This is a genomic window from Abyssicoccus albus, from assembly GCF_003815035.1.
Taxonomy (GTDB): Bacteria; Bacillota; Bacilli; order Staphylococcales; family Abyssicoccaceae; genus Abyssicoccus; species Abyssicoccus albus.
The window spans coordinates 938,328-958,562 of record NZ_RKRK01000002.1; the positions used below are offsets into that span (position 1 = coordinate 938,328).

General features: G+C 32.4%; 20 protein-coding genes. 1 reads left to right on the plus strand and 19 read right to left on the minus strand.

Annotated elements, in window-relative coordinates; genetic code table 11:
• Positions 1-63 precede the first annotated feature (63 nt).
• From EDD62_RS04565 to EDD62_RS04580, 4 genes are all read right to left on the minus strand, one after another.
• The gene (locus EDD62_RS04565; RefSeq protein ID WP_123807703.1) at positions 64-573 is read right to left on the minus strand and encodes a type 1 glutamine amidotransferase domain-containing protein; all 510 of its coding nucleotides are present in this window, start codon (positions 571-573) and stop codon (positions 64-66) included.
• Between the two features lie 55 nt (positions 574-628).
• Positions 629-1,465, minus strand: a complete 837-nt coding sequence (purU, locus tag EDD62_RS04570; protein WP_123807704.1) for a formyltetrahydrofolate deformylase — start codon at positions 1,463-1,465, stop codon at positions 629-631.
• A gap of 121 nt (positions 1,466-1,586) precedes the next feature.
• Positions 1,587-2,204, minus strand: coding sequence for a hypothetical protein (locus EDD62_RS04575; RefSeq protein WP_123807705.1), 618 nt, complete (start codon positions 2,202-2,204; stop codon positions 1,587-1,589).
• 10 nt (positions 2,205-2,214) lie between these two features.
• Complete coding sequence (locus EDD62_RS04580; protein WP_148086837.1) at positions 2,215-2,715, minus strand: Asp23/Gls24 family envelope stress response protein; 501 nt, start codon at positions 2,713-2,715, stop codon at positions 2,215-2,217.
• 144 nt (positions 2,716-2,859) lie between these two features.
• Here EDD62_RS04580 and EDD62_RS04585 point away from each other — a divergent pair, with 144 nt between their 5' ends.
• Positions 2,860-4,011 (plus strand): acyltransferase family protein, encoded by a 1,152-nt coding sequence (locus EDD62_RS04585; RefSeq protein WP_123807707.1) that lies wholly within the window; start codon positions 2,860-2,862, stop codon positions 4,009-4,011.
• Between the two features lie 47 nt (positions 4,012-4,058).
• Here the strand turns inward: EDD62_RS04585 and EDD62_RS04590 are convergent, their stop codons facing one another.
• The 15 genes from EDD62_RS04590 to EDD62_RS04660 all read right to left on the minus strand — a co-directional run bounded on the left by EDD62_RS04590 (position 4,059) and on the right by EDD62_RS04660 (position 20,036).
• The gene (locus EDD62_RS04590) at positions 4,059-4,622 is read right to left on the minus strand and encodes a YdcF family protein (RefSeq protein WP_123807708.1); all 564 of its coding nucleotides are present in this window, start codon (positions 4,620-4,622) and stop codon (positions 4,059-4,061) included.
• A gap of 55 nt (positions 4,623-4,677) precedes the next feature.
• On the minus strand, positions 4,678-5,808 hold the full coding sequence (locus tag EDD62_RS04595) for an aminotransferase class I/II-fold pyridoxal phosphate-dependent enzyme (protein WP_123807709.1): 1,131 nt from the start codon (positions 5,806-5,808) through the stop codon (positions 4,678-4,680).
• An 11-nt stretch (positions 5,809-5,819) separates the two neighbouring features.
• The gene (locus EDD62_RS04600; protein WP_123807710.1) at positions 5,820-6,446 is read right to left on the minus strand and encodes an acetyltransferase; all 627 of its coding nucleotides are present in this window, start codon (positions 6,444-6,446) and stop codon (positions 5,820-5,822) included.
• Positions 6,439-7,038 (minus strand): sugar transferase, encoded by a 600-nt coding sequence (locus EDD62_RS04605; RefSeq protein WP_123807711.1) that lies wholly within the window; start codon positions 7,036-7,038, stop codon positions 6,439-6,441. The genes EDD62_RS04600 and EDD62_RS04605 overlap by 8 nt, the downstream gene beginning before the upstream one ends.
• 10 nt (positions 7,039-7,048) lie before the next feature.
• The gene (locus EDD62_RS04610) at positions 7,049-8,272 is read right to left on the minus strand and encodes a glycosyltransferase family 4 protein (protein ID WP_123807712.1); all 1,224 of its coding nucleotides are present in this window, start codon (positions 8,270-8,272) and stop codon (positions 7,049-7,051) included.
• Between the two features lie 4 nt (positions 8,273-8,276).
• A complete protein-coding gene (locus EDD62_RS04615) occupies positions 8,277-8,981 on the minus strand; it encodes an acyltransferase (RefSeq protein WP_414731056.1) in 705 nt (234 codons plus the stop codon).
• Positions 8,982-9,072: 91 nt separating this feature from the next.
• Entirely contained in the window at positions 9,073-10,146 is a 1,074-nt protein-coding gene (gene wecB, locus EDD62_RS04620; RefSeq protein WP_123807713.1) for a non-hydrolyzing UDP-N-acetylglucosamine 2-epimerase, read from the minus strand.
• A 12-nt stretch (positions 10,147-10,158) separates the two neighbouring features.
• Complete coding sequence (locus EDD62_RS04625; protein ID WP_123807714.1) at positions 10,159-11,271, minus strand: DegT/DnrJ/EryC1/StrS family aminotransferase; 1,113 nt, start codon at positions 11,269-11,271, stop codon at positions 10,159-10,161.
• Complete coding sequence (locus EDD62_RS04630) at positions 11,271-12,344, minus strand: glycosyltransferase (RefSeq protein WP_123807715.1); 1,074 nt, start codon at positions 12,342-12,344, stop codon at positions 11,271-11,273. Before EDD62_RS04630 ends, EDD62_RS04625 begins: the two co-directional genes overlap by 1 nt.
• Positions 12,316-13,560 carry an oligosaccharide flippase family protein gene (locus EDD62_RS04635; protein WP_123807716.1) on the minus strand — a complete coding sequence of 415 codons (1,245 nt, stop codon included), beginning with the start codon at positions 13,558-13,560 and terminating at the stop codon, positions 12,316-12,318. Before EDD62_RS04635 ends, EDD62_RS04630 begins: the two co-directional genes overlap by 29 nt.
• Positions 13,550-14,575 carry a hypothetical protein gene (locus EDD62_RS04640; RefSeq protein ID WP_123807717.1) on the minus strand — a complete coding sequence of 342 codons (1,026 nt, stop codon included), beginning with the start codon at positions 14,573-14,575 and terminating at the stop codon, positions 13,550-13,552. The genes EDD62_RS04635 and EDD62_RS04640 overlap by 11 nt, the downstream gene beginning before the upstream one ends.
• Positions 14,547-15,758 carry a hypothetical protein gene (locus EDD62_RS04645; RefSeq protein WP_123807718.1) on the minus strand — a complete coding sequence of 404 codons (1,212 nt, stop codon included), beginning with the start codon at positions 15,756-15,758 and terminating at the stop codon, positions 14,547-14,549. The genes EDD62_RS04640 and EDD62_RS04645 overlap by 29 nt, the downstream gene beginning before the upstream one ends.
• A 47-nt stretch (positions 15,759-15,805) precedes the next feature.
• Entirely contained in the window at positions 15,806-17,107 is a 1,302-nt protein-coding gene (locus EDD62_RS04650; RefSeq protein ID WP_414731050.1) for a nucleotide sugar dehydrogenase, read from the minus strand.
• A 113-nt stretch (positions 17,108-17,220) separates the two neighbouring features.
• A complete protein-coding gene (locus EDD62_RS04655) occupies positions 17,221-18,228 on the minus strand; it encodes a Gfo/Idh/MocA family protein (RefSeq protein WP_123807720.1) in 1,008 nt (335 codons plus the stop codon).
• Positions 18,225-20,036, minus strand: a complete 1,812-nt coding sequence (locus EDD62_RS04660; RefSeq protein WP_123807721.1) for a polysaccharide biosynthesis protein — start codon at positions 20,034-20,036, stop codon at positions 18,225-18,227. Before EDD62_RS04660 ends, EDD62_RS04655 begins: the two co-directional genes overlap by 4 nt.
• Positions 20,037-20,235: the final 199 nt, after the last annotated feature.

The window sequence follows — 20,235 nt, forward strand, 5'->3', positions numbered from 1 at the left end:
AAAACACCTCCTACTATATATATCGTAAAAAGAGGTGTTTTTTCTTAAATTCTTTACAAAATCTTAAAGTAACGCTAAAGACTCACGGTTAAAGTCTTCTAAATCATCTGGTGTTCGGCTTGTGACGATATTAGAATCGACAACAACTGACTCATCAACCACATTCGCACCAGCATTTTCTAAATCTTTACGAACTGAGATAAATGACGTTAACTTTTTCCCTTCTAGTAAATCCGTATCAATTAATAATTGAGGACCATGGCAAATCGCGAATACCGGTTTACCCGCTTCAACGAATTGCTTCGTGAACTGACCGAAACGCCCCTCTTCGTCTGCACGAAGTAAGTCTGGAGAGAAACCACCAGGGATCAATAACGCATCGTAATCAGATGCCTTCACATCATCGATTGTCTTATCAATATCAAACGATGCACCTTGTTTCCCTTCGATTGAACCTTTCTTATAACTAATTGTTTCAACAGTATGACCTGCTTCAACGTAAGCATCTTTCGGGCTAGTAAACTCTATATCTTCAACTAAGTCTGTTACAACTACTGCTATTTTTTTACTCATCATATCTAACTCCTTTAAAATTTGTCTACTTAGTATATAGACCAAATTAAAAAAATTAAACACCCAACACAATCGTTTTATTACCATGGACTAACACTTTATGATTAGCATGCCACATGACGGCATCGGCTAGCACTCGATTTTCAACGTGACGACCAACGACAACAAGTTCATCTTTCGTGTATCGATGATTGACACGTAATACATCTTGTTGAATAATCGGGCCGCCATCTAGTTCACTCGTTACATAATGTGCTGTTGCACCGATCAATTTCACACCACGGTCATACGCCTGTGCATATGGCTTCGCACCAATAAATGCGGGTAAAAAACTATGGTGAATATTAATAATCTTAAACTTGTATCGCTCAATAAACTCAGGTGATAATATTTGCATATAACGTGCAAGCACGATGAAATCTGCTTGTCCATCTAACAAGTCAATCATTTGTTGTTCAGCACGAGCTTTAATCTCCTTATTGAACGGTACATGATGGAACCGAATGCCGAACTGCTCAACAAGATCGCGATGTGTATCATGATTACTAATGACCATCGAGATCTCAACAGGAATCTCACCCGCACGAACACGCAAAATTAATTCCATCATCGCATGATCCATCTTCGACACAAAAATCGCCATCTTTTGACGCTGATTCGGCAAATGTAGTTCATAATGCATGTCAGGATGTGCGTTAAAATATCTATGAATAGCATCGTGAACTTCATTAGAAGGATCGAATACAATGCGAATGAAAAATTGATACGATTCATGATCTAAGAAATGATCTAAATGTTCGATATTGCAACCACCGTCAGCAATCAATGACGTTAATTCACTCGTCACACCGACGCGGTCTTTTGTATGGGCTATTAGGACTGAATTATTCATACGGAATTCTCCTTTGTACTTAATAATATAATATTAACATATAATATGTTTAAAGCTTGTGAATTATAATATATTATAAACAAAAAAGACCATCAACATATGTTGATGGTCTTCTCTATTATTATTGATTTAACAACACACCAATGTTGTATACATTATTCGCATGAAGTGATTCAATCAACTGTTTCATCGGTTTTGTTTGGTTGTTATCTTCCCCGATAATTGTAATATTCATATCGGCACTGTTTAGCATAAATTGACGTAACATCTCATGCTCTGTATCGACTGCCATGAGACAGATATCATACTTCGTATACAATGCGTCATCTCCACTACCGATGCGTTGCATCTCATCTTCATCAATCGTCCCGTCACTGGTTGACACTTGTAAATAGTTGATCTGCTCATAATCCGTATCAACAATAAATTTATTTAACGCAATGTTCTGGATACTCCCAGCAATGTGATGAGGCTTCGGTGCGAGAAATTGATTATAACTCAGTTCTTTAATATTCGGATTGACGACCAACACACGGTGACCTTTCGATAACAAAATATGTGCTAAGTGAGCAATCACTTTATCCGTTAATTCATTCAAGCCGCGACTCGTCAACATGCACACTTGCATCGTGCTACCTCTAGTAATGTGTTCATCGATAATTTGTGCCGTATAATCTAATCGATCGAGTAACAATGTATTTGGTGTCATACTTTTGCGCTCTGTATTAAACGTTCTCATCATATCCCCCCTAAATCGAACCTAAATATCGACTATTCAAGTGTTTCTTTATATCATCTTCAGAGCGAATGCGACGTTTTTTTGGTGTAAACAACATAAATAAAAGTAATAACAAAACAAACAACGCACTCATTGCACTCACCCACATAATAATTGGCCATTTAAAATTTTGAGTTGTGTTTTGTTGATTCAAGATGACTGGTTTGTCTAGCGCTTTTGTTAAATCTTGTTGGATCGACTCCGTCACAGGTTCTAATTGTTTAGAATCTGACAAACTATAAGATAGACTAATTTCATTTGTGTCATGTGCAACACTAAGGGAATCTTCTTTTAGTTTATTCCCTACGGATTGATTTACAATTTCTTCGATTTTAGAGTTATTTATATTAATCTCTTTAGACTGATATACTTGTTTCGTCGTAATCGGCATATCAAGTTTCATATAAAGAAAGACACTCGCTAATAGAATTAAAATGATATATAAAACACAAAATATCGTAATCTTCTTCACGTTTCACACCTCTTCGTCAGTATGGTTATATTCTAGCATAATCACTCAATCTTTTTTATTATAACGTATGACAATGTTTAATTACATCCTAAAACGGTAAATACTAAGTTAAACTATGGCAAAGGCAACGAGGTGAATCGAACTATGCGTTATGAACAATTAGATAGTATAAGAGGACTCGCGTGTTTGATGGTCCTTGTTGGCCACACATTTAAGATGAATTGGGTTGATTTACCCGATTGGTATTCAGATACACCACTGTATCTAACATATGCATCACATGAAGCGGTCATTCTGTTCTTTGTTCTGAGTGGATTTGTGTTAACCTTACCCTTCATGCGAAAAGATCACTACAACTTATCAAAAAGTGAATATATTCAATTCATCATCAAGAGAACGAAGCGGATTGGTAAGCCATTCTTTGTCGCAACAACGGTACTATTTTTATTACTCGTCATCAATTTTACATTCTTTAAAGAACGTTCATATTATAGTCAAGTGACAGAGAGTAAATGGCATGAAGTCCCTTCAGTCAGTGATATTTTGTATAATTTCCAACTCATTCTTGATTTCAACACGAGTGAATATAACCCAGTGGTGTGGACACTGTTGCATGAATTCAGGTTTGCACTCGTTTTTCCACTATTCTTGCTTGCATTGAAGAAGAAGCGGTATTCTGTCATTACAATCATAATCATCATGATAACATCACTTTCGTTGAATGCATTCAAACTATTTGAAGCCAAAGGGAATTTAAGTGGGTATACAGACTTCATTCATTATACGTTAAGTTTCTTTGCAGGAATGCTTCTTGCCCGTCACTTAAACACATTAACAGCATGGTTTAAGTCGAAGAAGACATACATCCCATCGATTATTTTCACCACCGGTGTCGTCTTATTCTACTTATCAAATCATGATATTTATCCGTATTTATCGTCATTACTACCAAGTCATATGGAGTTTTTGGCGTTTCGGTTTAGTGATTATTTACTGAATATCTCATGTCTGATGTTGATGATTGGCTTATTATTTAACGAATCGATCAAGCAAGTGTTCTTATTTAAGCCGTTGCATTTTATCGGGAAGATTTCATTCAGTATTTATTTGTACCACTACACAATCTTAATCTTTATTTATAAGTTATTGCACGGTGTCACACCAGATATACTTAATATATTTATCAGTTACGTTCTGATCTTCATCGCGTCTGTATTGTCTTATCGAATGGTTGAACAGTCGAGAGGGTTTGGCTATTTGGAGGATAAGTATAAAAAAATAATTTTTGAGAGATAAAAATTAAAATAAAGGTTACATCTTATTTTAAATGATGCAACCTTTATTTACTTTGTATACTTATACAACCTAAACTGATAACCCCAATACTTCTTTAGTTCTGAAGACCAGTTTTGTAATGCATCCTTCTTCATATACCATCTTGTTCCATCTTGAGGTAAAGCAGATACGTAAGTTAGATCAAAGCGATTTCTATTCTCTCGATCAAAAATCATTTTCGAGCGCTTCATATGGTAATCACTCGAGACAATAATCGCGGAATCATACTCTAACTGTTGTGCTATTGATAATGTATAAGTTGCATTCGTGAATGTATTATAAGCGTGACGTTCATGAATAATATCTTCTCTGTTAATCCCTAATTTCATTGCAAGTGCAACACTTTGAGTTGATGTTTCATGTTCAATAACGGGTGAAATCATGACTTTATTTGCATACCCTTGACGATATAATTCAGCAGTTTTTTCCATTCTTTCAGGACCACCACCACCCAACATAATAATCACATCAGATTTTTTGGGTTTTTCCGAGTAATTCAGATTTAAACTATCAAGAAATAATAATAATAAAATTATAAATATAACCATCAATTTAACTTTAGATATTTTCATCATATCGCCTCAAATAAAAAAGCTTAGTATATGATTATACTAAGCCATTCACATTTTAAAATAAAGAATTAATAATTTCTATCACACGTTCTTGTTGTTCTTCTGTCATCTTCGTATCTGATGGAAGACATATTCCATAGTTAAACAAGTAAGCAGCAATATCTTCATCCATAGAGATAAAGTCGTTATCTTCAAAGACCAGTTGTAAGTGCATTGGTTTCCAAACATGTCTTGCTTCAATGTTTGATTCTTGTAATTTAGCAATTACGTCACTTGGTCTTATATCAGTTTTATCCGGATTAATGACCGCGGTAGATAACCAACGATTACTCTTAGAGTTCGGTAATTCTTCCATTAATTCAATCGCGTCTATCCCCTTTAGTCCTTCAACATAGCGATCAAAAATCGCTCTCTTCTGATTCACACGCTCATCCAATACTTCCATTTGACCACGACCGATACCGGCACTTACATTGCTTAAGCGATAGTTATATCCAACCATACTATGTTGATAATATGGTGCATTATCGCGAGCTTGCGTTGCTTTTTTTAGGGCTAACTTTATATTATCTTCAGACTCTGAAATAATCATTCCACCACCTGAAGTGGTAATGATTTTATTTCCATTGAATGAAAATATGCCGTAATCACCGAATGTACCACTCATCTGACCTTGATAAACTGATCCTAATGATTCAGCTGCATCTTCAACAATTGGAACATCATATGAATCACAGATTGCCTTAATTTCATCAAACCTACAAGATTGACCATATAGATTTACTGCTACAACAGCTTTCGGTAATTGACCCTTCTGTTCATACTGTTCAAATGCCTTTTTCAATGCTTTCGGACACATATTCCAAGAATCGCGTTCTGAATCAATGAAGACTGGTTTACCACCTAAGTATAATACAGGATTAGCACTTGCACTAAATGTGAGTGATGAAACAAATACAATATCGTCACGTTGAACACCTAATAAATCTAAAGCAATATGAATCGCAGCTGTCCCGCTACTCAATGCACACGCAGCAGGTGTCCCAACATAAGATTTCACTTGATTTTCAAATTCATTCACATTATTACCAAGAGGTGCGATCCAATTCGTATCAAATGCTTCCTGTACATATTTCTCTTCCGTCCCACCCATATGAGGTGATGACAAGAATATTCTTTCAGACATATAATCGTCTCCTAATCTATATTTTTAATCACTTGAGCAGGGTTACCAACCGCAACGACCTTATCTGATAAATTCTGAACGACAACCGCACCTGCTCCAACGATACTTTTTGAACCGATTGTTTGATTGGGAATCACCGTTGCATTCGACCCAATATGTGTCAACGAACCAACTGACACAGTTCCAGCTAATGTTGCTGCAGGCGAGATATGAACATAATCATCTATCCTATTATCATGCTCAATAATAGCTCCTGTATTGATTATGCTATGTGCCCCAATTGTACTAGATGAATTAATGACAACGTTAGGCATTATAACAGTACCTGGTCCTATGATAACACTATCAGATACAATGGCACTCGGATCAATAACCGCAGCAAATCGATCATCAGATAAATTAAATTGATCTACAATACGTTTCCTAACATAGTTATTACCGATTGCGATAATAAATTGATACTCAATATATTTCAAAATTTGATCAGTATGATCATAAAATATATCTTCTCTCACATGATATTCTTCGATATTACCATCAAGAATTCCCACCAATTCAAGCTCTGAATTACGCTGAATCATATCTTTAATGACTTTAGCATGACCACCATTACCAATCATGACAATAGACTTAACCATCTACAACAGACCCTTTAAACTTCTCCATCGTCACTTGTCCTTCTTGGTTAATCCCTTCACTCTTAAAAACTTTAATAAATGTTAAATATAATATATACATATCTAACATGAACGATTGATTATCAACATACCAAACATCTAACTTAAACTTCTCTTCCCATGAAATCGCATTACGACCATTCACTTGAGCCCAACCGGTAATCCCAGGTTTAACTTCCAAACGACGACGCTGTTCGTCATTGTATAATTCGTTATATTCCATTAAAAGTGGTCTTGGACCGACTAATGAAATATCCCCTTTAATGACGTTAATTAACTGTGGTAATTCATCTAAAGAATATTTTCTTAAAAATTGACCTGTTGATGTCAATCTTTGATCATCTGGTAATAATTCACCATTTTCATTCGTTTCATTTGTCATCGTTCTAAATTTATACAGTTCAAACGGCTTACCATGTTGACCAGGTCGTATTTGTTTGAATAGAATAGGATTACCTATTTTTTTCTTAACGACAATTGCAGTACCTAGAATGATTGGTGCTGTTAATATCAATCCTAATGATGATGATGAAATATCAAAGATTCGTTTCATATAAACCACCTTACTTATTCAAATCTTCCTCTATATACTTTATAAGTTTTGAGGAGTTTATTTCCCAATTATGATTTTCCATAACAAACTGATATCCTTTCTCACCAAGAGATTTCAGTTCATTGACATTCATATTATTCAAAGTCTTGGCTAAATTTTCGCTGTAATTTTCACGAATAACATATCCAGAATCCGCTTTTTGAAGCGGAGAATCATCGATATCACATAGTAAAATAACTGGTAGTTTATTGGACATATAATCAAATAATTTATTAGGACTAATTCCCCATTTAAATACTGGAGATTCTTTTAATGGCAATAATCCTATATCTGCTCTAGATAAAATCGTCGGTATAAGACTTTTATTCACTGAATCAGCTAAATAAACATTTTTAATATCTTCATCACTTACTCTGTCAATTAATTTAGATTTATTAGGTCCATCTCCAATGAGTAAAAAAGAAAATTGATCACTTGTTATTTTGGATGCATTTAAAATTTCATCTAAATTATTGGCTAATCCGTGTGTTCCAGTATATATCACAATAGTTTTATTTTTGTTTTGTTCAAAATAATTCGTCAGTTCAATCGGAAGCTCTTCATTTTTATCAGATAATCTTTTAGGATCGATACCATTAGGCAAATAAATAATTTTATCTGAATTAATTCCTTTTGATTCGACGTAACCTTTGGCATTTTCAAATAAAACAATAATTCTATCTGCTTTTTTAAATAAAAATTTTTCAACTGCATACAAAGCATATATAACAGGATTATTTTTAGTAAGCTTACCTAAGTCAATTAAAGACTGAGGCCATAAATCTCGTTCCTCAAAATAGAATAAACTATTCTTACGTTTTGCAACAATATATCCTAAAACCGCTGCTAACGGATGTACTAAACTACCAATCACAAGATCAGGCTGACCATATATCTTTTTTGAAATATTATGAGCATTTTTAAAATATGTTAACATATTCAATACTCTTTTATAATCATTACCTTCATATTCATAAGTTTTAATCCAAATAAACTCTACACCATCATGAATTTCTTTTTTGAATTGTTCCTCATTATATAAATGTTCCTCTTTACGAGTTTGATGATTAAATGATGAGGCGAAAATTTTCACTTTATGACCTTGTTTAACTAAGTACTTAGCTAAATCGTAATGCCTAGTTCCACCACCAGATTTAGGACCAATAGCGTAATGATTAAAAATCCATATTTCCATATCATTACTCCTGATTCCTTAAAAGTTGTTTATCTGCTACTTTGCTAACTTCTTTAGCGGGTGTTCCAACTACTAAGCTTTCTTTTTCGACATCTCGTGATACGATACTACCTGCAGCAACAGTACCATCTTCATGAATCACTTTACCTGGTAAAATTGTTGCATTTGCTCCAATACGCCCACCTGTTTTCACAGTCGTTCCTTTGAAATGATTATATCTTTCTTTATCTCTTGCCATGTAATTATCATTTGTCGTCACGACACATGGTGCGATAAAAACATAATCTTCTATTGTAGAATATGCAGTAATATAACAGTTCGTTTCAAGTTTACACTTCTTACCTACTGTACATTCATTTTCAATAGCAACTCCACGACCTACAATAGTTCCTTCTCCAACCGTAACTTTTTCACGAACAGTTGCTAAATCAGCAACAAACACATCATTTGCAATCTTTGCATTCACATAGATAATTGCAGATGTCCCAATCGTTACTCCATCACCTAGCTCACACGGAGGGAAATCTTTTACTTCAGGCATAATGGATGATTTTGCACGAGTTGGTTTTTTTCCAATTACCGCATTATCCATAATAATTACATTTGATCCTATTTTAGTATCATCATAGATAGTGACATTATTTCCAATAATAACATTATCTCCAAACTCAACATTTTGACCTATAACGACATTTTGACCTTTTTGAATACTCAAATTTATCACTCCTTAATCTTATTATATGTATTATAACTAATTTATAGCAATTAATAGCCAGTCCTAGGACTGGCTATTAAGATTTTCACATTATATAGTATTCCTTAATTTTATCGATAATTTTATCAGCAGCATGTCCATTCCCATACGCATCAAATATTTCTTGACCTGGACGAATTGTTTTTAACTCATCGGCTAAATTATTATTCAATGGATCAATTAATTTGTTCCATCCAAGATCAATTGTTTCAGTCCATTCAGTTTGATTACGTAAAGTTAGACAAGGTACTTGGGCAAAATATGCTTCTTTTTGAACTCCACCAGAATCAGTTACAATTGCATATGCATTTTTTTCTACCAATAACATTTCCAAATATGAGATAGGCTCAACAATTCTGATATTATTTGATATTTTCACTATTTCATCAAATCCATATTCTTTAATCAATTTATTCGTTCTTGGATGTAAAGGTAAAAATACTTCCTTTTCAAGTTCAGCGAATGAGTTCAAAATTGCTTTTAATTTATCTGGATTATTAGTATTTTCTGCTCTATGAATCGTACCTAATATATATTCACTTTTTTCTAATTCAAAATCAGATAATGAATATTTTTCTTCAGCAAGTTTGATATTATAAAGTACAGCATCCATCATCACATCTCCTACATTGAAAACACCTTTCTCAATACCTTCTTTTGAAAGATTAGATTTTGCATTTTCACTAGGAATAAGTAATAAATCAGATAAATGATCTGTTAATATTCTATTTTGTTCTTCAGGCATATCTTTATTAAAACTACGTAATCCCGCTTCAATATGAATTAAAGGTACGAGTCTTTTACTAGCCACTAATGCCCCAGCTAAAGTAGAATTCGTATCTCCATATACAAGGACAACATCTGGTTGTTCCTTTTCAAAGATTTCTTCTAATTTAATCATCATTTCGCCAGTCTGTTTTCCGTGAGGACCAGAACCTACTCCTAAATTATAATCAGGTTTTGGAATATTTAATTCATCAAAGAAAACACCATTCATATTGTAGTCATAATGCTGGCCAGTATTGATTAATATTTCCTCAAATTCTTTTCTTAACTTTCTAGAAACTGCAGCAATTTTAACTAATTGTGGACGAGTTCCTGCAACTGTTAATATTTTCATAAGCCCCTCCGATTACTTATTATAAAATTCAACTATCTTTTCGATTACATAGTCCTGCTTTTCTCTAGGTAATTCAGGCCACATTGGCAATGAGATTGCTTCTTTAGTTGCTTTTTCAGTTTCAGGGAAATCTCCTTCTTTATATCCTAAATGTTCAAATACAGGTTGTAAGTGTAATGGTACTGGATAATATATCATCGATGCAATATCATTATCTGCTAAAAATTGTTTGAGTTCGTCTCTTTTTTCAACACGTAAAGTATACTGATGGAATACGTGATGATAACCTTCTTTAATTGTAGGTGTCTTAACATATTCTGATACTTTAGCATTTAGTTGCTCAGTATAGTATGCGGCGCGCTCACGTCGTGCTTCAGAATAACTTTCTAAATGTTTGAATTTAACATTTAGCACAGCCGCTTGTAACTCATCTAAACGACTGTTATAGCCAAGCACTTTGTGGTAATACTTCGGCTTAGAACCATGTACTCGGATAATTTTTGACATTTCATCAATTTCTGAATGGTTTGTCACAATCATCCCCCCATCACCATATGCGCCTAAGTTCTTTGTAGGGAAAAATGAATATGTAGCAGCAGTACCAAGTTCTCCAACTTGCTTACCATTTGCAGAAGATCCAATCGCTTGGGCAGCATCTTCAACCACAGCTAAATTATGTTTCTCTGCAATTTTCATAATTGCTTCCATATCAGCCATTTGACCATATAAATGAACTGGAATAATCGCTTTAGTTTTATCAGTAATAGCTTCTTCAATTTTATAGGGATCAATATTAAATGTTTCAGGGTCAATATCAACAAATACTGGCTTAGCATTAGCACGAGCAATCGCTCCACCTGTCGCAAAGAAAGTGAACGGCGTTGTAATCACTTCATGACCTTCTTCTACACCAGCTGCTTGAAGAGCAATATGAATAGCATCTGAACCATTACCAACACCAATTCCAAAATCACAATTGCTCATTTTCGCAACATCTGCTTCAAGTTTTTTAACATTATCACCTAAAATAAATCGAGATGAAGACATAACCTCATCCAAATTCTGCAATACTTCTTCTTTAATCCCTTGATACTGTTCACCTAAATCTAACATTTGTACTTTCATTATAAATCCTCCTTACATAGATTTTCATAAATATTAATCAGTTTTAAACTTTCACTTTCCCAATTGAATACATTCTCAATTGCTTTCCTACCGTTTTCCCCCATTTTTGAAGCAATTTCTTGATTATTTGCCAAATAATTAATTGCACTTACAATTTCATTTTCATGCACTGGATTAACAGTTATACCAACATTGTATTCGTCAACCAATTCTTTCCATTCTGTGAAATTTGAACATATTACTGGTAATCCAGCTGACATGTACTCAAACATTTTATTTGGACGTGCGTTAATGTGATTAGGTTCAGGTAAAAAAGTTACTAGTCCAGCGATACTTTTGCTCATTAATTTTCCAACTTGATTTCTTTCTAGATTTCCGAGTAATTTCAAATTATTTTTTTTATCTATATCCCTGACATTACCTGCAACATGTATTTCTATATCATCTAATAAATTAGAAACTTTCGTTAATACTTTACTACCTCTAACTTCTGATAATCCACCTACATAACACACTATCCTTTCTTTACTCATATTTTCAGGGTTATTTAATTCATTGAGTAAAGGATAGTTATTAATACATATTGTATTTTTATTAAGTTTTTTAAATCTTTGTTCTATAAATGGAGTAGCTGTAATAATAAAACTTAGTCTTTTACTTATATAATTCTCAATATTTTCAGCTATAAAACTAACTAATTTTCTTATATATTTATGAATATAGTGTTTAGATAAAATTGCTCTTGGAAGATCTTCATGAGCATCATATATAACATGCATTTTGTAATATTTTTTTAAAATATAGCCGTATATTAAAAACTCAGGATCATGAAAATGAATAATTTTTGGCTTTAATTTTTTTATTTTTTTAAATAACAGCCAATTATCAACAATCATTCTTTTAATTCTACTATGACTTTTTTTAATTGTAATATGATCTTCATTTAAAATTGTCTTATCATTACACGGTACTAAATACCGCACCTTAAAACCATTATCTAACAAACTACAAACTTCTTTTCTATAAATTCTTATGTCCAATGGATTATGGGCGGTTGAAATATGAAGTATCATCGAGGAACCTCCTATTAATCATATTGAAAACAATAATTGAAAATAACCCTAATAAACTATAAAGTGATAAAATGAAGATTGAAATAATAATCGTTTTTTCAAAGTTTAAGTAACTCATAAATACCAACAGTATAATCGATATCAAAAATGAGCAAATAACTATATATGATGTCCAAGGTTTCTCTGTAATTGCATCAATTGGATTACGTAATAAATTATAAATTGATAGAGGAATAATTCCTAATATTATCATTATTATACTAAATGAAAAATTAAAATTAAAATTGATAATATTTAAAATCAAAGGTATAAAAAGGCACATTATAAAACCCATTGATACAATAGTAATATACATATAAATTAATTTTTCCTTAAAAACTGTATATTCCTTTTTATTATTTAGATGTACAGTTTTTGATATTTTTGGAAGTAATAAAGTCCCTAAAGTATTAATAGGAAGTAAAATAAATGAGTAAAATTGAAAAATCTGACTCACATATCCCTTAAATTCATCGATATTAAAATTATCTATAACAAAAATTGGTAACGTGAATATAAAAGATGCTATTAACAAACCTGGTAGTCTTTTAAAACCATATAATACAATATATTTTATATCAAATAAATTAAAGTTAAAATTTCTATTTTTTAAAAAGAAAATCGAAATTATACTTAATGATATCATTAAATTTATTGTTAAAGAAACAACTGCTAAGTTATATATATACTCTCCTATATTGTCTGAAATAGTAAATGCAAAAAGTGGAGATATAATAAAATTGATGACATTCAAAATATTAAATACAATAAATTTTTCTAAACCACGAAAAATTGCATTAGTAATTCCAAATATTATTTGCGATATTATCAATATTTTAAATTGAAAAATATAACTGTTCTCACTAATAAAAAAGTTAAGTATTTTATTCGGGAATATAACTACTAAAATTGATGAAATTAAAGTTATACTAAGCGATACTATTAATATATTTTCAAAATATTTCACTTTATAAATATTTCTAGGCACACTAACAGTTAGGCCAAATAGTAAAGTAACCCAGAATAAATCGCTCATCCTTTTTATTAAATAAAAATCTCCATAGTCCTCGGTACCAAAATTTCTTGTGATTAGAAACAAAATACAGAGATTTGATACCGCAATTAAGCCTTGAATCAATATTGTTAAGATAACATCTTTTTTAAATTTATTTTTCATAGCTTAGTGCACATAATAATCTATGATATCCTTGTCTTGAATATAGACTATTATATTTTCTTAATTTATTATTTTTTATTTTAAACTTTTGTATATAATTATCATTCTTTTTATAATTTGATAAGAGACTTTTCATAGAATGAAACATTTCGGTATTTTTAGTGATTCCATAATATCTTAAAGATTCACTTAACCCTTGTAAATCATAAACATTGTGATTTACCTTGAACAATACTCCGTGTTGATTAATGAAATTATCTTCGAAATATTCACAAGTATTTTCGTAATTATTATTTTCTAATATATATAATGACCTCATACAAAACAACTGATGATAGGAATCTGCACTCTGTTCATTCCCACTAACAAAATAAGGTATAAATCCTTTTTTAGGAATTTGTTTTATAATGACTTTTTCAATATACTTACTTTCTTTAAAAAATAGTGATTCATTGGTGATTTTGTATAACTCTCTTAAGGCTGCTGCTACTAGTAAATTAGAATTTATAACATTATAATTATCATATTTAGTATAACTATATATATATTCTGTTTTATTTATATAAACTTTATTTAATGTATTTAGCAAATTATGACCTACTTGTTTCAAATAACTTTTCTCCAATTTATTTGGATAATGTCTAGCTACCTCACATAAAAATAAAATACATTCAGAAGTTGTTGTAGACATTAGAGAATCAATTGGGAACTTATATTTTCGAGAATGCCATACAATAGGTAAACCCCACTGTTTTTTCTTTGTTAGTATATTAAGAACTTTATCCACTTCCTCTTCCATTTGTAAGTTTAAAGCTGCAATACCCAATAAAATATAATTCTCATCCCACGAATGAGATTTTAGAATTTTAAATTTATATAAGATGTTAGGATAATAATTTAAAAATCTTTTAATTACCCCCCTTACATATCTATTATTAAATTTTTCAGTATCATATGGATCTCTCCAATTTTCAGGGTGTAGTATCTCATATTTCACTTTTTCTTTTAAATCCATCAATCGTTCTCCTTTTTGGTTGAAATAAAAATATTATTATTATAAGAATAGATAAGTATAAAATGCCGTAACTATTCAAAGCTACTAAAGGTTCTGTTAAATATAAAAACCAAGTTAATATCCCATAAAGGGGAATAATCAGGTACCCAAGTATAATACTCTTAATATTATTTCCAATTATCGATATGATATAAATTAAAGTTGAAAAACTTAAATAATATCCCCAATGTAATAATAAAGGTATGTTTGGATAAGCTGAGCCAATGATACCAGCAGGAGCATTGCCTCTAGAGTTTACATCTATATGTTGCATTGCAATAATAGGTATTTGTGCCGCTTGACCACCAAATAATATAGTATAATATTGAGAACTTCTAAACCCATCATTAAATGAGAAAAGTTCAGCGTATAGTGCACAAAGTGCTATTGGTGATGCTAATAATCTAATAACTAATACCTCAATAACCGAATAAAAATCTCTTTGTACATCTACATAATATGTTAAATACACTATTAAATAAAATGCAGTACTTACAGATACTATTAGATATAAAACATATTTAAAAGAAAAGTTAGAAAGCATTTTTCCCATCCAATAAAAAAACAGTATAAGTATAAAGGCGGTTTTTGATAGTGTAAGTAAGGAAAATGTAATTAATACAATATCAATAAAAAAATTATGTTTTACACCTAAACCCTTTTTAAGAAAAAGGAGTGGAGTAATCATATATAAAATTAAAGATCTAACAACACTCAAACTTTGTAATAAAGGAGTATTAAATATTTCCTTTCTATAATGTTGCATTTCACTAAACGTGTATTGACCAATATTAAACAATGGTGCACTTTGTAAATCAATAATAATCATAAATATTAAGCAAACAACCACAGTTGAATAAGTAATTAAACTAATAAAGAAATTATCTTTAGATACTACCTTAAGTAAATAATCTTGTAGTTTATCCATTGACAGCTTTGTCTTTGGATGAATAACTAATAAAAATATAAGTATAAAATTCAATATATATATATCATCTATAATATTAATTAATAAATCTTCATTACCTTGTAAAACATAAACCTTATCTTTTAAGTAAAATGCTAATAGCCATCCTAAATTATTAAAAATTATATTTCCAACAAAGAAAATCCCTAATATAGTAATTATTTTTTTTCTGAACAAAATTAAAACAATTATATTAATTAATAGAAGTAGATACATCATAAGCATTATAATTTATATAACTTTCTATTTGTTTCTTTTATTGAATTTCTAGTATCTAAAATAAGAGAAGCGTTTCCTACTATATATTCAAAATCAAAATCACTATGATTAGTCGCAATTAATACAATATCCGATTCTTTCAACTTATCCTCACTCAACTCAACCGTCTTTATCATCTCACCATTCAATTTAAACTCAGGGATATACGGATCAACTGCTTCCCACTCTGCTTCCGCTTCAGTCAATAAATTCATAATCGGTAAAATAGGACTTTCACGATAATCATCTATATCTTTCTTATACGCTACACCTAACACTAGCACTTTAGAACCTGCTAATGGCTTCTTATGCTTATTCAACAACTGCATCATACGATTAACTACATACTCAGGCATAGAGTCATTAATTTCTCCTGCAGTTTGAATCAACTTCGTATGAATATTATATTCACGAGCTTTATACGTTAAGTACCAAGGGTCAATCGGAATACAATGACCGCCTAAACCAGGTCCTGGATAGAATGGCATAAATCCATATGGTTTAGTTGCAGCTGCATCAACTACTTCCCATACATCTATATTCATTTTTTCACATAACATAGCCATTTCATTAGCCAAAGCGATATTAATATTTCTAAACGTATTTTCTAATAATTTCTCCATCTCTGCTACACTTGGAGAAGATACTTCATGAATATCACCTTCTAACACATTACGGTATAATGTCGATGCAACTTCAGTACAATTAGGTGTAATACCTCCAACGACTTTAGGTGTATTCTTTGTTTTAAATTGTTTATTCCCTGGATCTACACGTTCTGGTGAATATGCTACAAACACATTTTCTCCAACTTTAAATCCTTTATTCTCGATTGCAACTTTCACAATTTCTTCTGTTGTGCCAGGATAAGTTGTACTTTCAAGTACTACTAAAGTTCCCTCAGTCATGTATTCAGCAATTGATTCAGCACTTGCTTGTACATATTTCATATTTGGTTGTTTATAAATATCGATTGGTGTCGGAACACAAATCGCAACGGCATCAACATTTGCTAATTCTTCAAAGTTAGTAGTTGCTGTTAATTTTCCATCTTTAACCAATGCTTCTAAATCAGCGGGAATGACATCACCAATATAATTATCACCTGCGTTAACTTTATTGACTTTTTCATCTTGTACGTCAAATCCGATTACATTGTAACCTGCTTTCGCTTTCTCAACAGCTAATGGTAATCCAACATATCCTAGGCCTAGAACACCGATTGTCGCGGTTTTATTTTGTAGTTTTTCGATTAATTGTTTTTTCATAATTATATCTCCAATCTAAGGTTATATATATTAATTCATTATAGAAAGTAAACTTCAATAATCAGTCTTTATTGAGGTTTAAACTTTTATCGTTTATTTTTCGTGTTAAAAAACTACCACTGAACAATTTTCCCATTTTCTGCCGATTCGTACATTTTAAGTACTAATTTCAACGGATTTTCACCTTGAGGACCAGGTACAAGCGGCTCTCTATCCTCTTCAATTGCTTCAATCATATCTTCGATAATTCTTTGATGTCCTGGTGTACCCCATGGATCTTCTTGAATTCTTTCTTTCATTTGTTCAACTTCACTCTCGTCCATGCCTTCATACTCCAAGTGTTCAAAATACAACGCATTTGGGCCACCAATTTTTACTGTCCCATGTTCTCCAAAGATTGTAATTGACTCCTCATAGTTCTTAGGATATACAGTTGTTGAAGCTTGAACACTTGCTAATGATCCATCTACAAATCGAACTGTTCCACATGATACATCTTCAGCTTCGATATCTCTTAAACGTGTTGCTTCCATACTAAATACTTCCTTCGGCTCTCCCATAAACCATAACAACAAGTCTAAATTATGTATTGCTTGATTCATCAATACACCACCATCATGTTCCTTCGTTCCTCTCCATGGTGCTTGATCATAATATTCTTGGTTTCGATTCCAGTTTACAATACAGTTTGCATGTGAAATCTTACCTAATTTATTACTATCTAATAATTTCTTCAATTCAATGACAACAGGTCTGAATCGATTCGGATGAACTACTTGTAACTTAACGTTATTTTCTTTTGCCGCATTAATCATTTGTTCTGTATCTTCTAATTTCATCGCCATCGGCTTTTCTACAATAATATGCTTACCTGCTTTCGCTATCTCAAGTGCCAATGGAGCGTGAAACCCTGATGGTGTACAAATAGATACAACGTCAATATCTGATTGAAGCATATCAGTTAACTCGGTATAAGTTTCAACTCCATACTCTTCTTTATACGGCTTCATCATATCTTCGACTTTGTCACATACAGCTACAAATTCGGCACCTTCTATGTTTGATAATGCTTTAGCGTGTTTTTTTGCAATGAATCCACAACCAACGATTCCAAATTTCATGTTAAATCCTCCTTAGGTTTCTGTTCAATAAAATTAAGTAATATATTTTTTAATTCATTGTTACTAAATAATTTAGGAATTAACTTATTTATCTCATCCAACTCAACTTCACTCGCCTTCCCAATATATATCTTCGGATATATCTGGTCAGGGTGTATTTCATCTTCGTTCAATAACTCTTCAAACAATTTCTCTCCAGGGCGAATACCACTATATTCAATCCCTATCTCTTCTTCCTTATACCCCGACAATCTTATCAAGTTCTTCGCGAGATCGACAATCTTTACTGGTTCTCCCATATCAAGTACAAAGATTTCTCCACCATTCGCAAGTGCTCCGGCTTGAATGACCAACCTCGATGCTTCAGGGATTGTCATAAAGTAACGCGTCATATCCGGATGCGTCACAGTCACAGGTCCTCCCGCTTCGATTTGCTGCTTAAACTTCGGTATAACAGATCCTCTTGATCCAAGGACATTGCCAAATCTCACTGCCACAAGCCTTGTATATTCACTTTCTTTATCCAACGCTTGGATGACCATCTCAGCTACTCGCTTCGTTGCTCCCATTACATTTGGTGGGTTCACTGCCTTATCCGTTGATACGAGTACGAACTTCTTCGTTCCTGCTGCAATTGCCGCTTCTGCTGTATTCTTCGTTCCAAGAATATTATTCTTCACCGCTTCTGTTGGGTTCGCTTCCATCAATGGCACATGCTTATGTGCTGCGGCGTGGTATACAACTTCCGGCTTATACTTATCAAGTTGTTCAAACATTCTGTCGCGATCTTGAACATCTGCGATGACTGGAATAATCTCGACACTACCTAACAGTCGATTATTCAATTCTTCGTTGATTAAATAAATCGAATTCTCTCCATGGCCTAGAATGACTAATCGACTAGGGTTATACTTCACGACTTGTCGACATATCTCTGACCCAATTGATCCGCCTGCGCCGGTGACGAGAATTGTATTGCCTTCTAATTGCTCAGCAATGCCTTCATCATCCAATTCTATTGGATCTCGTCCGAGTAAGTCTTCTACTTCAACTCGCTTCAGCTGTGATACTTCCAATTTGCCGGCCATAATGTCATCGATATTCGGCATAATAAGCACTTCTGCTCCTGTCTTGTTTGCATCTTCGTAGATGGCGTTAAGCTTCTTCTTTTCAAGACTAGGTATCGCAATAACCACTTTCTTTATATCATATCGATTTACAAGTGATTCGATATCTTTAGTTGTCCCTCTTACTCTTACGCCTTGGGATAACTCTATATTTCGTTTGTCTTCATCATCATCAACAGCGATCACGGGCTTCATGCCTAGTGCTGGTGTTGTGTTCATTTGACTAATCAGTAAGTTACCTCCGCGTCCTGCTCCGACAACAAGGGTAGGAATCAAGTCTTCCTTCTTATTGAAGACGTAACTTCTGACCACTCTCCAACTAATTCTTGATCCACCAATGAGTATTAAGTGCATCATCCATGTAATTATCATAAGACGTGCAAATATGTATCCATTCATTATGCTAATGATCAGTGTTGTTACAAGTACACTTGCCGTTACACCTTTAACAATCGCGATGAGTTCTTTGATACTCGCATACTCCCATGCACGATGATAAAGGTTAAATAGATAACCGAAGATATGATGACTGATTAATAAGACAATGCTTGTCGTAATAAGGAGCTTCGTACTATACCCTTCAAAAAATGGCTCTAAAATGTAGTAACAGATAAATACCGATAACGTTACGATTATAGAGTCAATGATTAATAATAATATGTATCTTTGTTTCGCATTCATTGAATCCCTTCCTTCACAGTCCAATAATACTTTAAACGATTCAGTTTAAAATATGACATACTACTAAACTAACCTTAATTATATCACTCAAAGTGAGCCTATAATGTTACATTTTCGTAAAGACAAAGTAAACTCATTTACTTAACATTGCTATAATTGTAATCAATGGTCATTTAATCTTCATTACCAAATTTCACAC